We start from the raw sequence: 13624 nt of genomic DNA on the forward strand, positions 1-13624 counted from the left end.
TCTGTCAGTGGCCGTCGACCGCGATGACCGTGAGCGACCCCGGTGCCACCTCGGTGTACCCGGCGTCCACGACCGCGGCAACTCCCGGAGCCCGCGAGGCCACCGCGTCCGAGAGCTCCCGCCACCGCGCGGGATCGGCCTCCCGGACGGCGAGCGGCATCCCGTCCGCGAGCCACTGGTCGAGGCGATCGCGCCCCATCTCGGCGATGAGCAGCATCACCCCGTGGCCCACCTGGGCCGCGGCCTTGCCCGTCGACATCTCCAGCGCCCCGTCGATCCACACGACAGGTCTCCCCACGGGCGGTGTGCCGGGCTCGTCGCGGGCGAGGTCGGTGCCGCCGATCTGCAGTCGGGCCAACCGCGGGTCCACCTCGTCCACCGGGCCGGGGACGAACGCCCGGGCGCTCGCCCCGCCGATCTCCCACGTGACCCCGGGAACCTCCAGCGAGGCCCTCCACTGCGCGCCGCGGGCACGACGGGCGATCTTGCGCATCCGGGCGTCCAGCCACGCCGAGTACGCCTCGTGCCACTGCCCTCCCGGCGCCACCCGCTCGTCCAGGCAGAGGGCAGCGACCGCGCCGGCCACCGACTCCAGGAGTGGCGTCCGGTCCGGCGGGTCCGTCTTGGGCAGGTGCAGCACGATCGGCATTGATCGCACCGTCGCGCGATCGTCGGGGTCCTCGGCACCAGCCGACCCCGCGCGCAGTCTGGCGTGGCACCAGTCGAGCGCCGCGCCGGACGCCGGACCACCACTGATGGGCGCATCGGTCCCGGACGCGCCCGGCCCCGGGGCATCCGACTCGGACCCGTCCGGTCCGGGCGCCCCGGTCACGTCAGTGGGACGCGACGGTACGTACCGGCGGCGGTGTCCGCGGCCTCGATCTCGTCGCGCGTGATCCCCAGTACGAACAGCACGGTGTCGAGGAACGGCTTGGACAGCGACGCATCCGCCACCTCGCGCAGGGCGGGCTTGGCGCAGAACGCGATCCCCAGACCGGCCGTGGTGAGCATGTCGATGTCGTTGGCGCCGTCGCCGACCGCGACGGTCTGGCTCAGCGAGATCCCGAGTTCCTCGGCGAACTCGCGGAGATAGGCCGCCTTGGCTTCCCTGTCGACCACCTCCCCGACCACCCGGCCGGTGAGTGTGCCGTCCACGATCTCGAGAGTGTTGGCACGGGCGAAGTCGAGTCCCAGCTCCTCTGCGAGGCCCGAGATCACCTGGATGAAGCCTCCGGAGACCACACCGCAGCGGATCCCCAGCCGCTTGAGCGTGCGGATCGTCGTGCGGGCGCCGGGCGTGAGCACGATGTTCGACGCGACCTCGTCCAACACTGTGGCCGGCAGCCCGGCCAGGGTCGCGACACGCTCGTGAAGGGACTGCGCGAAGTCGAGCTCGCCACGCATGGCCCGTTCCGTCACGGCCCGGACCTCGTCCTCCTTGCCCGCGTGCGCGGCGAGCATCTCGATGACCTCGCCCTGGACGAGGGTGGAGTCCACGTCGAAGACCACGAGTCGCTTCGACCGGCGGCCGAGACCGGCCCGGTCCACCGAGATGTCGACGCCGTGGGCGTCCGAGAGCGGGGCGAGGGTCTCGCGCAGACGCGAATCGTCGGCCGAGTCCCGGCCGGCCGTCGACACGTGCAACTCGATACCCGTGACCGGGTAGTCGGCGATGCCACGGATGGTGTCGATGTTCGCGCCGATGGAGGCCAGCGAACCGGCGACGGCGGAGAACGCGGACGCCGGGACCGGACTGCCGAGGATCACGACCGCGTGCGTGGAGGGCGGGGCCGCGGGGGCGATGTCGTCGAACTGGACCTCCAGTTGCATCCCGAGGTCGTGGACCTGTTCGGTGAGCTCCCGGACGACCGTGACGACATCGGCACCGTCGTCCACCCTGACCATGAGGCCCAGGGACAGGTGTCCGTTGACGACGACCTGCTCCACGTCGACGAGGTCCGCGTGGTGGGATGCGAGAACGGACATGACGCGCGCGGTCACGCCCGGGCGGTCGGGTCCGGTGACGGTGAGGAGAGCCGGGGTGCCGGTGGTGCTCACATGTACTCCTGACAGGGGAATCGGAAAAGGCGCTGCTGTGGTTGCGGGGCCCGACAAGCGGAAACCCCGCCGGTGGACGAGCCAGCCGACGGGGTTCCCGGGACCTACGCCCGTGGGTGAGTACGGGCGGGCGGTCAGCCCTTCTGCGGAGACGGTCCCCGGTCGGCGACGTCCTTGGCCGAGTCCGGGTCCTGCGCCTTGGTCCGGCCACCGACGTGTGCCTCGCTGCGCATCCGCTCGCTCATGTGCGGGTAGTGCAGCTCGAACGCGGGGCGCTCGGAGCGGATGCGGGGCAGCGTCACGAAGTTGTGGCGCGGCGGCGGGCAGGACGTGGCCCACTCGAGGGAGTTGCCCGCGCCCCACGGGTCGTCGACCGTGACGATCTCGCCGTAGCGCCAGCTCTTGATGATGTTCCAGATGAACGGGAGCATCGCGATGCCGAGGATGAACGAACCGACCGTGGAGATCTGGTTGAGGACGGTGAAGTTGTCCGAATCCAGGTAGTCGGCGTACCGGCGGGGCATGCCCTGGTTACCCAGCCAGTGCTGGACGAGGAACGTGGTGTGGAAGCCGATGAAGATCAGCCAGAAGTGCAGCTTCCCGAGTCGCTCGTCGTACATCCGACCCGTCATCTTGGGGAACCAGAAGTACACGCCGGCGAACGTGGCGAACACGATGGTGCCGAAGAGCGTGTAGTGGAAGTGCGCCACGATGAAGTACGTGTCGGAGATGTGGAAGTCGATCGGCGCCGAGGCCATCATGACGCCCGTCAGACCACCGAAGAGGAAGGTGACGATGAAGCCGAGGGCGAACATCATCGGCGTCTCGAAAGTCATCTTGCCGCGCCACATCGTGCCGATCCAGTTGAAGAACTTCACGCCGGTGGGAACGGCGATGAGGAACGTCATGAAGGAGAAGAACGGCAGCAGCACCGCACCGGTGACGTACATGTGGTGCGCCCAGACGGCCATGGACAGTGCGGCGATGGCCAGGGTCGCGAAGACCAGGCCGGCATAGCCGAACAGCGGCTTCCGGGAAAAGACCGGGAAGACCTCGGAGACGATGCCGAAGAACGGCAGCGCGAGGACGTACACCTCAGGGTGTCCGAAGAACCAGAACAGGTGCTGCCACAGGATGGCGCCACCGTTGCCCGGATCGTAGATACGGCCACCGAAGGTGCGGTCGTAGAAGACGCCGAGCGCGGCGGCGGTGAGCAGCGGGAAGATCAGCAGGATGAGCACCGACGCCACGAGGATGTTCCACGTGAAGATCGGCATCCGGAACATGGTCATTCCCGGTGCGCGAAGGCAGATGATGGTGGTGACGAAGTTGACGGCACCGAGGATGGTGCCGATGCCGCCGATGCCGACGCCGAGGATCCAGAGGTCCGCGCCCACGTTCGGCGAGTGGATCTTGTCCGCCAGCGGCATGTACATGGTCCAGCCGAAGGACGCCGCGCCACCGGGGGTCAGGAAGCCCGACAGCATGATGACGCCGCCGGCGGTGAACAGCCAGAAGCCGAACGCGTTGAGCCGCGGGAACGCCACATCGGGGGCACCGATCTGCAGCGGCATGATGTAGTTCGCGAACCCGACCACGATCGGGGTTCCGTAGAGCAGCAGCATCACCGTGCCGTGCATGGTGAACAGCTGGTTGAACTGCTCATTCGACAGGAACTGCATGCCCGGGAAGAAGAGCTCCGCCCGGATGAGCAGCGCCATGAGGCCGCCGATGAAGAAGAAGATGAAGCAGGAGACGATGTACATGATGCCGAGCATCTTGTGGTCAGTCGTCGTCAGCATCTTCCACACGAACGAGCCCGGCCGGGCATTACCCGTGGGTTCACCCGGCGGGTGGTCGAGTTCGTGGACCGGCTTGGGGGCCACTGCGGTCATAAGGGTCCTCCTGAACGCCTCACCCGACGTCGTGGGTCGAACCACCGACCCCACGTCGAACGCATAGGAATAGTGCGTGACCGCAATCCTAACCCCCGCCTGAGAGGAAGGCCCACCCACCCCGCCGAACTCGTCACCGGTGGTCACCCCCGATAATCGCGCGGCGGTCCGGCCCGCCCGGACAGGCGTGCATCACCCACCCACGACCTCCGCGGGAGCGACCCCTCGGGGCCGATCTCCTAGGCTGTTGACCCATGACCGATTCCGTGACCGTGCCCCGCCGTGACCCCGCGCGGGGGTATGCGCGGCGCGCCTCGTGGGCCGCGGTTCCGCTGGCGGCAGGTCTTGCTCTCGTCGCCTGCGGCCCCTCCCCCGTCGACATGGTGGAGAGCCCGATGACGACCACGCCGTCGCGGATGGCCGGCGAGGAGCTCCAACGCTCGGCCGAGCCGGAGGAGTCGTGCGCCCCCACCCCGGTCTCTGCGGAGTTCGCGGGGACCGGCGACCGGAGGGTCCCCACCGAGGGCCCGGGCACGAGCACGGTGTCGGTCCCGCGGGCACCGGAACGGGTCCTCGCGCTCGGTGCGGGCGCGGTGGACACCGCCTGTGCGCTCGGACTTCAGGACCTCGTCGTCGGCACCTCCGGGCTGCCCCGTGACGCGGACGTCTACCTGCCGGCCTCCCTGGTCGGACTGCCGACGGTGGGGCTCGAATCCGGCGCGGATGCCGACGAGGTCGCGCGGGCCGCGCGGGAGCTGCGACCGGACCTCATCGTCCTCGCGGGATCGGACGACCTGGAGCCGGGTGTGGTCGACGCCCTGACGGGCGTGGCCCCCACCGTCGTCTACGACGCCGACATCCTCGCGTGGGCTGATGCCACCGAGGCGATCGCCGACGCCTACGGCCGACCGCGCGCCGGTGGGGATCTCCTGTTGGACGTGATCGACCGAGCGCGGCGCGCAGCAGACGCGGCCACGCCGTCGGACACCCAGGTCTCCCTGCTCTCGGTGACCGGTGGTGACGGCGATGGTGTGGTTGTGCAGAGACCGGACACGCTGGGCTCCCTGATGTTGGAAGCCGTGGGCGCCGGGCGACCTCCCGCTCAGCGCACCCGGGACGGCGAGCGTGTCCCGCCACTGCCCGAGTCTCCCCCGCTGGGCGACGAGCTCGACGGTGACGTGATCTTCGCTGTCGTCGGAGGCGAGCCCGGCTCCGAGGACGCGGCCCGCGAGGTCTTCTCGTCGGACCGGTGGACGGAGCTGGACGCCGTGGGGTCCCGCCGTGTGTTCGTGATGGACCGGGCGGTGTGGGAGGGTGCCGGTCCGGTGGCTGCGCGGGCGGTGTTGGACGACATCCGGAGTTCGATCAACGGGATCGCCCCCGACGGCTAGTCGCACACACCGCCCCCCGGACGGCTAGTCGCACACACCGCCCCCGACGGCTAGTCGCACACACCGCCCCCAACTACGACGACGCCCCTGCGACCGGTTCGGTCGCAGGGGCGTCTCGGGTCAGAACCGGCGGGTCAGAAGTCCCAGTCCTCGTCCTCGGTGGCCTCGGCCTTGCCCATGACGTAGGAGCTGCCGGAGCCGGAGAAGAAGTCGTGGTTCTCGTCGGCGTTGGGGCTCAGTGCCGACAGGATGGCCGGGTCGACGTCGGTCTCGTCCTTGGGGAACATCCCCTCGTAGCCCATGTTCATCAACGCCTTGTTGGCGTTGTAGCGCAGGAACTTCTTGACGTCCTCGGTCCAGCCCACCGGATCGTAGAGATCCTCGGTGTAGTCCGCCTCGTTGTCGTACAGCTCGAACAGCAGCTCGAAGGTGTAGTCCTTGAGCTCGTCCCGCTCGGCCTGGGTGACGTGCTCGAGGGCGCGCTGGTACTTGTACCCGATGTAGTAGCCGTGCACCGCCTCATCGCGGATGATGAGCCGGATGACGTCGGCGGTGTTGGTGAGCTTGGCCCGCGAGGACCACCGCATGGGGAGGTAGAAGCCCGAATAGAACATGAACGACTCGAGCATCACCGAAGCGATCTTGCGCTTGAGCGGATCGTCCCCCGAGTAGTACCCGAGCACGATCTTGGCCTTCTTCTGGAGGAAGGGGTTCTCCTCCGCCCAGCGGAACGCATCGTCCACCTGCGGGGTCGAGCACAGGGTGGAGAAGATCGTCGAGTAGCTCTTGGCGTGCACCGACTCCATGAACGCGATGTTGGTGAGCACCGCCTCCTCGTGCGGTGTCGACGCATCGGGGATCATGCTGACCGCGCCGACGGTGCCCTGGAGGGTGTCCAGCAGGGTCAGGCCCGTGAAGACGCGGGTGGTCAGCTGCTGCTCGTACTCGGTCAGGGTCTGCCACGACGGGATGTCGTTGGAGACCGGCACCTTCTCCGGAAGCCAGAAGTTGGTGGTGAGGCGGCCCCAGACCTGATCGTCGACCTCGTCGGGGATGCGGTTCCAGTTGATGGCCGACACCCGGTCGACGAGCTTGGGCTGGATGCCGGCGGCGGGACTGTGGGATCCCGGAGCGTGCAGCTCGGCGGTCATCGGATCTCCTCCTGGTGGCGTGTGGGGTTCGGGGCGCAGGCCTGCGGCCGGGCGGTCAGAGCATGCACGAGACGCAGCCCTCGACCTCGGTGCCCTCGAGCGCGAGCTGACGCACGCGGATGTAGTACAGGGTCTTGATGCCCTTGCGCCACGCGTAGATCTGGGCGCGGTTGACCTCACGGGTGGTGGCCGTGTCCTTGAAGAACAGGGTCAGCGACAATCCCTGGTCGACGTGCTGGGTGGCCGCCGCGTAGGTGTCGATGATCTTCTCGTAGCCGATCTCGTACGCGTCCTGGTAGTAGTCCAGGTTGTCGTTGGTCAGGTAGGGCGCCGGGTAGTAGACGCGCCCGATCTTGCCCTCCTTGCGGATCTCGATCTTCGAGGCCACCGGGTGGATCGACGACGTGGAGTTGTTGATGTAGCTGATCGATCCCGTCGGCGGCACCGCCTGCAGGTTCTGGTTGTAGATGCCGTACTTCTGCACGTCGGCCTTCAGCGCGTGCCAGTCCTCCTGCGTGGGGATGGTCACCTCGGCCTCGGAGAAGAGCTGGCGGACCCGGTCGGTCGCCGGCTCCCACACCTGATCGGTGTACTTGTCGAAGAACTCACCCGAGGCGTACTTCGACTCCGGGAACCCGGCGAACCAGGTCCCGCGCTCGCGTGCGATCGCGTTCGACGACCGGAGTGCGTGGTAGAGCACCGTGTAGAAGTAGATGTTCGTGAAGTCGATGCCCTCCTCGGATCCGTAGTGGATCCGCTCGCGCGCGAGGTAGCCGTGGAGGTTCATCTGCCCCAGGCCGATCGCGTGCGACTCCGAGTTGCCCCGCTCGATCGACGGCACCGAGTTGATGTGGGTCTGGTCGGAGACCGCGGTCAGTCCCCGGATCGCCGTCTCGATGGTCTGACCGAAGTCCGGGGAGTCCATGGCCTTGGCGATGTTGAGCGAGCCCAGGTTGCAGGAGATGTCCTTGCCCACCTCCGAGTAGCTCAGGTCCTCGTTGAACTCCGACGCCGTGGAGACCTGCAGGATCTCGGAGCACAGGTTGGAGTGCGTGATCTTGCCGGCGATCGGGTTGGCCCGGTTCACGGTGTCCTCGTACATGATGTACGGGTAACCGGACTCGAACTGCAGCTCGGCGACGGTCTGGAAGAAGTGCCGGGCGTTGATCTTGGTCTTCTTGATCCGGCTGTCCTCGACCATCTCGTGGTAATGCTCCGAGATGTCGACATCGGCGAAGGGCTTGCCGTAGATCCGCTCGACGTCGTACGGCGAGAAGAGGTACATGTCGTCGTTGCGCTTGGCGAGCTCGAAGGTGATGTCCGGGATCACCACGCCCAGCGACAGCGTCTTGATACGGATCTTCTCGTCGGCGTTCTCGCGCTTGGTGTCGAGGAACTTGAAGATGTCCGGGTGGTGGGCGTGCAGGTACACGGCGCCGGCACCTTGGCGGGCTCCGAGCTGGTTGGCGTAGGAGAACGAGTCCTCCAGCAGCTTCATCACGGGGATGACGCCGGAGGACTGGTTCTCGATGTGCTTGATGGGCGCGCCGTGCTCACGGAGGTTCGACAGCAGCAGTGCCACGCCGCCGCCCCGCTTGGACAGCTGCAGCGCGGAGTTGATGCTGCGGCCGATGGACTCCATGTTGTCCTCGATGCGCAGCAGGAAGCACGAGACGGGCTCTCCACGCTGCTTCTTGCCCGAGTTGAGGAACGTCGGCGTGGCCGGCTGGAACCGGCCGTCGATGATCTCGTCCACCAGCCGGCGGGCCAGCACCTGGTCACCGGCGGCGAGGGTGAGCGCCACCATGCACACGCGGTCCTCGTAGCGTTCGAGGTAGCGCTTACCGTCGAAGGTCTTGAGCGTGTACGACGTGTAGTACTTGAACGCACCAAGGAACGTCGGGAAGCGGAACTTCTTGGCGTACGCGTGGTCGAACAGTTCGCGCACGAAGTTGCGCGCGTACTGGTCCAGCACGTCACGCTCGTAGTAGTCCTTCTCGACCAGGTAGTCGAGCTTCTCGTCGAGGTTGTGGAAGAAGACGGTGTTCTGGTTGACGTGCTGGAGGAAGTACTCCCGCGCCGCACGGCGGTCCGCGTCGAACTGGATCTTCCCGTCCGCGTCGTAGAGGTTGAGCATCGCGTTGAGGGCGTGGTAGTCGAGGCGCTGACCCTCGCCCGCCTCTCCCGCGGCGATGATCTCGGGGTTCACGGTTGGTGCTGCCAAAACTCTTCCAATCCCTCTCGGACGCGGATGACGTCCTCGTGTGTGCCCATCAACTCGAAGCGGTAGAGGTACGGGACCCCCAGCTTCTTTGCGATCACGTCGCCGGAGCGACCGAAATCCCGTCCGAAGTTGGTGTTACCGCCGGCGATGACTCCCCGGCAGAGACTTCTGTTGTGCGCGTTGTTGAGAAACGCGACCACCTGCCTCGGGACCGCGGCCCCGTTCTTGCCTGTGATCTCGAGGCTTCCCCCGTAGGTCGGAACGATCAGAACATACGGGTCCGACACCACGGGGACGAGCTCGGTCCTCCGCACCGGTATGCGCAGTGCTGGGAGACCGAGCCGGTCGACGAATCGTTTGGTGTTCTCGGAGATGTTGGAGAAGTAGACGATCCTCACCGGCATCTCGGCCGGCATCGGAGCCGCCATCGCCGCCCCCTTGTCGAAGGAACTCTGGAGTGACCGCGCTGTCAGGCAGCCACGGTGGCGAGCGCCTTGATGCGGTCCGGGCGGAAGCCGGACCAGTGATCGGAACCCGCGACCACGACGGGCGCCTGGAGGTATCCGAGGGCCATGACGTACTCCCGAGCCTCGTCGTCCATCGAGATGTCGATGATCTCGTACTCGATGCCCTGCTTGTCGAGCGCCTTGTAGGTGGCGTTGCACTGGACGCAGGCGGGCTTGGTGTAGACGGTGACCATGAGTCTCAGGACCTCTTTCGGCACGGCGCCCGGTCGGCGCGAGGGGCTCTTCTCGTTACGGCTTCCCGGAGCCGGGCTCTCGCCCGGCCTGTGGATGACCGCGGTGTCTGTCGGGGGTCACGGACCGGATCCCACGTGTGGCATTCCTTGGTCCCGCAACACCTCTAGACACTACCCCTAGTGGCCGACGAGTCAATCGACCACAACATTTTGGTCTTACATGGGTGGTATTCCCAGGTCGCGATCCCGCCTTGTGGACACTGCGGACCCCCGGTGGGAACCCCGCTCTCCGACCGTCGATCCGGGGCAGTGCACACCCACGGTCGCACGCCGACGACCGTCCCGGAGAGGCGGGTCGGCATCCCACAGGACCTCCCCAGAAGCCCCACAGATTGTCCCCACCCCCTCCACAAGGACGTGGACGTGGAGCGTCCGGAGCCGCCGGGGAGCGTCGTGGTCGGAGGGAGGTCACCGTGCGGTGGGGAAGGTCACCGCGGGGTGGCGAGAGTCACCGCCGGCCCGTGGGCGCCGAGGTAGGGGTACGACGACGACGAGGGCCCGCCGCCGGCGAACCGGAGGCGGGCCCTCGTGGGTGCGTGAGAACTCACGCGGACGCGTCAGCCCTGGCGGGCCTTGAAACGGGGGTCCTTGCGGTTGATCACGTAGACCTTGCCGCGACGACGGACAACCTGGGCGCCCGGCTTGTTCTTCAGCGACCGAAGGGACTTGCGGACCTTCATCTGGCGCTCCTTAGGCTCTCGGGGCGACCGCTGTGGCCGCCGACACGACTGGGAATCACTGTGCGACACGTCCGTCCCGGAGGTCGGATGCACGACACACAACTGGTCCATCGTAACGGACGGTCCGGCCAGAACTCCAACCGGCGCCGGACGGCGGAACGGCGTGGATCGGCGCCCCCGGGATGAATCGAGCGAACTCCGGCCCTCGGGCTCCCGCCCGGGCACACCCATCGGGATGTCACGTGGACGTCACACGCGGTTCCTATGCTGGCGACATGACCGAGACCCCCACCGACCACGCCGCGCTGCGCACCGCGATCATCGCCGAACTCGGCGTCCGTCCCGACATCGATCCCGCGGACGAGGTCGAGGCGCGGGTCGCGTTCCTGGCGGAGTACCTCCGCTCGACCCCCGCCACGGGCTTCGTCCTCGGAATCAGCGGCGGCCAGGACTCCACCCTCGCCGGCCGACTGTGCCAGCTCGCCGCGGAGCGCCTCCGGGACGAGGGGATGACGCAGGCCGCGTTCGTGGCGATGCGCCTGCCGTACGGCGAACAGGCCGACGAGGCGGACGCGCAGGCGGCCCTCGAGTTCATCCGCCCGGACCACTCCCTCACGGTGGACGTCCGCGCCGCCTCCGACGCCGCCTCCGCTGCCGCTTCCGCCGCCCTCGCGACCCTCCCCGGCGAGGCGGGGTCGCTCCGTGACCTCGTCCGCGGCAACGTCAAGGCGCGTGAGCGGATGATCGCCCAGTACGCCGTGGCCGGGCAGCTGAACCTCCTCGTCGTCGGCACCGACCACGCCGCCGAGGCGGTCACCGGCTTCTTCACCAAGTACGGCGACGGCGGGGTCGACCTGACCCCCCTGACCGGTCTCACGAAACGCCAGGGCGCGGCGCTGCTGCGCCACCTCGGCGCGCCGGACTCGACCTGGCGCAAGGTCCCCACCGCCGACCTCGAGGACGACCGGCCGGGACTGCCCGACGAGGTCGCGCTGGGCGTGACCTACGCCCAGATCGACGACTACCTGGAGGGGCGCGACGGCGTCCCACCCGAGGCGTCCGACCGGATCGACCGACTGTTCCTGGGCTCGCGACACAAGCGCACCGTGCCCGCGACCCCGCTGGACACGTGGTGGCGGTGACCCGACCACCGGGGGCGGCCCCTCAGCGCAGTAGCGGCCAGACCGTCTCGAGCGCCTCGGCGGTGCCGGGGACGTCATAGGACTGGGTGGTGAACACCGCCGCCGCCCGCCCACTGACGCGATCGACGTAGCCGCTGGTCCCCAGCCCCCCGGCCCAACCGACCACGCCGCCGGGACGGACCTCGACCTGGAACCCGTAGCCGCAGCCGGGCCCGAGGAAGCCCTCACCGCTCGCCCGCTGCGGCTCCGTCAGGTGATCGGTGGTCATCAGCCGCGCGCTCTCCGCGTCGAGCACCGGTCCGCCGTCGACGAGCACGCCCAGCAACTCCAGATAGTCGCCCACCGTCGCGGCGAGTCCGCAGGCGAGTGACTCGAAGACGGGCGGGGCGGCGAACCTGGCCGCGGTGTCCAGGGGCTGCAGCCGGCCGTCGGGGCGGAGCCCGTACGAGGTGGGCAGGCGGGAGAGGTCGGCCGTGAACCCCGTATCGGTCAATCCCAGGGGGCCCGTGACGTGCTCGGCCAGCAGGGCGCCCACCGTCGACCCGGTCGCGCGGGCCAGGAGGACCCCGAGGATGTCACTGCTGGTGTGGTACCACCACCCGCGACCCGGCTGCCCCGCGAAGGGCAGTTCCGTGAGGCGCCGGAGGTACTCGTCCGGACCGACGGTCGGCGCGTAGGGGCCCGGGCCGACCCCACGGGCGGACATGGCCTCCGACAGCGCGGGGTTCTCCCCCGCCCATCCGACGCCCGCGGTCATGGTGAGCAGATGCCGCAGGGTGACGGGCCGCTCGGCCGGGACCGTCTCGCCCAGCGGGCCGTCCGGCTCGGTCAGCACACGCGGCGCGGCCAGTTCGGGCAGGTGGGTGTCGACCGCGTCGTCGAGTGTCAGCACTCCGCGTTCGACCAGTCGCATCGCCAGGAGCCCACCGATCGGCTTGGTGTTGGACGACAGTGGGAACACCGCGTCCTCCGCCAGGGCCGGGCCGCCCACGTGGCGGGTACCACCGGCCACGATCCGCGCACTCCCGCCCTCCCGGACGCCACAGACGTACCCGCCCAGCCGACCGTCGTCGACGAGTGCGTCGAGTACGTCGACCGCGCGGGACAGCTCCATCGATCGCGCCATGCACTGACACTACGGTCGGGGAGTGCATGGCGGAAGACGCCAAATGGCGAGATCCCGGGACATCGTTTCCGATATCCCGGGATCTCGTCCTCGGTGGAGCTAAGGGGACTCGAACCCCTGACCCCCACACTGCCAGTGTGGTGCGCTACCAGCTGCGCCATAGCCCCGTATCCATTTGTCCGCCGCTCACCTCTCGGTCACCGGCCCGACCTAAGTTACACCACCACTGTTCGGGCATCCAAATCGGCCCCGGCCCCGCCGTGAAGGGCGGGGCCGGGGCCGGGAGTCCGCACCGGCACGACGGCCGGGCACCTCTGGGACGGACTACGCGATGATGTCCTGGAGCCACGCGGCGTTGCCGATCTCGACGACCTCGCCCTCGTACGCGACCGTCGGGGTGGACACCCGATCGGTGATCTCGCGGATGGTCTTCTGGGCGTTGTCCGCACTGTCCGAGGCCTTGTCCATGCCACCGTTGGACTCGACGTTGCCGATGCACTCGACCGTGTCCGCGTTCGCACCGGCCGCCTCGGCGGTGCTCGCGAGCTCGCGGGCCGAGCGGTCGCCGCCGCCCTCACCCGGCTGCTCGGCGAAGAACGCGTTCTTGACGTCGAAGAACACGGGCAGGGAGTCCTTGGCCGCGACACACTGGACGGCCGCCAGGGCGCGCGTGGAGTACTCCCCGGAACCGGACTGGCCGTTGAGGAAGTTCAGCGTGTGGAACTCGACCCGCAGGTCCCCGGCCTCCACGGCCTCGGAGATCGACTCGCCGTACTGCGCCTCGAACGAGCCGCACGCGGGACACATGTAGTCCTCCCAGATCTGCACGGTGGGCGCGTCCTCGGGGCCGACGACGACGACGCCGGTCTCGGTGATGTCGATCAGCTCGTCGCTGGTCTCGCCGAACGTGATGGGGTTGGCCTCGCCACCCCGCTGCGCCATCCAGACGACCCCGCCGAGGACCACGACGGCGATCGCGATGAGCGCGACGACGGTGATGATCATCCCGTTGTTGGATTTGGTCTGGAGCACCTTGGTGTTCTTGTTGGGCTTGGCGTTCACGTGTACGCGGGCCTTTCTCTACTGGGAGACCGTCGACCTCTCGCGGGTGACCGGCACTACGCCAGAGGGTACCGAAGCTGCGGAGGAGACCCCGCGTGCGCACCGCTCGGGTTCTAGCGGCTTGGGTTCTAGCGG

General features: G+C 68.3%; 12 protein-coding genes and 1 tRNA gene. 2 read left to right on the top strand and 11 right to left on the bottom strand.

Annotated features, from left to right (window positions below):
• Nucleotides 1-4: 4 nt before the first annotated feature.
• The 3 genes from L8M95_RS14905 to ctaD all read right to left on the bottom strand — a co-directional run bounded on the left by L8M95_RS14905 (nt 5) and on the right by ctaD (nt 3953).
• Nucleotides 5-832, bottom strand: a complete 828-nt coding sequence (locus L8M95_RS14905; protein WP_260486869.1) for a peptidyl-tRNA hydrolase — start codon at nt 830-832, stop codon at nt 5-7.
• On the bottom strand, nt 829-2058 hold the full coding sequence (gene serB, locus L8M95_RS14910; RefSeq protein ID WP_260486870.1) for a phosphoserine phosphatase SerB: 1230 nt from the start codon (nt 2056-2058) through the stop codon (nt 829-831). Before serB ends, L8M95_RS14905 begins: the two co-directional genes overlap by 4 nt.
• 134 nt (nt 2059-2192) lie before the next feature.
• Complete coding sequence (gene ctaD, locus L8M95_RS14915; RefSeq protein WP_260486871.1) at nt 2193-3953, bottom strand: cytochrome c oxidase subunit I; 1761 nt, start codon at nt 3951-3953, stop codon at nt 2193-2195.
• 254 nt (nt 3954-4207) lie between these two features.
• Between ctaD and L8M95_RS14920 the strand changes: the two genes are divergently transcribed.
• A complete protein-coding gene (locus L8M95_RS14920; RefSeq protein WP_260486872.1) occupies nt 4208-5344 on the top strand; it encodes an ABC transporter substrate-binding protein in 1137 nt (378 codons plus the stop codon).
• A gap of 134 nt (nt 5345-5478) precedes the next feature.
• Here L8M95_RS14920 and nrdF read toward each other — a convergent pair whose 3' ends face one another.
• The 5 genes from nrdF to ykgO form a co-directional block, all read right to left on the bottom strand.
• Nucleotides 5479-6495 (bottom strand): class 1b ribonucleoside-diphosphate reductase subunit beta, encoded by a 1017-nt coding sequence (gene nrdF, locus L8M95_RS14925; RefSeq protein ID WP_260486873.1) that lies wholly within the window; start codon nt 6493-6495, stop codon nt 5479-5481.
• Between the two features lie 55 nt (nt 6496-6550).
• A complete protein-coding gene (gene nrdE, locus L8M95_RS14930) occupies nt 6551-8632 on the bottom strand; it encodes a class 1b ribonucleoside-diphosphate reductase subunit alpha (protein ID WP_260489276.1) in 2082 nt (693 codons plus the stop codon).
• A 68-nt stretch (nt 8633-8700) separates the two neighbouring features.
• On the bottom strand, nt 8701-9147 hold the full coding sequence (nrdI, locus tag L8M95_RS14935; RefSeq protein WP_260486874.1) for a class Ib ribonucleoside-diphosphate reductase assembly flavoprotein NrdI: 447 nt from the start codon (nt 9145-9147) through the stop codon (nt 8701-8703).
• A 41-nt stretch (nt 9148-9188) separates the two neighbouring features.
• Nucleotides 9189-9419 carry a redoxin NrdH gene (locus L8M95_RS14940; protein WP_067712419.1) on the bottom strand — a complete coding sequence of 77 codons (231 nt, stop codon included), beginning with the start codon at nt 9417-9419 and terminating at the stop codon, nt 9189-9191.
• A gap of 617 nt (nt 9420-10036) precedes the next feature.
• Nucleotides 10037-10159: a type B 50S ribosomal protein L36 gene (gene ykgO / locus L8M95_RS14945; RefSeq protein ID WP_010541956.1), complete on the bottom strand. Its 123-nt coding sequence runs from the start codon at nt 10157-10159 to the stop codon at nt 10037-10039.
• 275 nt (nt 10160-10434) lie between these two features.
• On the opposite strand from ykgO, the gene nadE reads away from it, so the two are divergent.
• Entirely contained in the window at nt 10435-11301 is an 867-nt protein-coding gene (gene nadE, locus L8M95_RS14950; RefSeq protein WP_260486875.1) for an ammonia-dependent NAD(+) synthetase, read from the top strand.
• Between the two features lie 22 nt (nt 11302-11323).
• Here the strand turns inward: nadE and L8M95_RS14955 are convergent, their stop codons facing one another.
• From L8M95_RS14955 to L8M95_RS14965, 3 genes are all read right to left on the bottom strand, one after another.
• A complete protein-coding gene (locus L8M95_RS14955; RefSeq protein WP_260486876.1) occupies nt 11324-12427 on the bottom strand; it encodes a serine hydrolase in 1104 nt (367 codons plus the stop codon).
• A 94-nt stretch (nt 12428-12521) separates the two neighbouring features.
• Nucleotides 12522-12594 (bottom strand) — tRNA-Ala (locus tag L8M95_RS14960).
• A 157-nt stretch (nt 12595-12751) separates the two neighbouring features.
• The gene (locus L8M95_RS14965) at nt 12752-13489 is read right to left on the bottom strand and encodes a DsbA family protein (protein WP_260486877.1); all 738 of its coding nucleotides are present in this window, start codon (nt 13487-13489) and stop codon (nt 12752-12754) included.
• Nucleotides 13490-13624: the final 135 nt, after the last annotated feature.

Source organism: Dietzia sp. B32, assembly GCF_024732245.1.
GTDB lineage: Bacteria > Actinomycetota > Actinomycetes > Mycobacteriales > Mycobacteriaceae > Dietzia.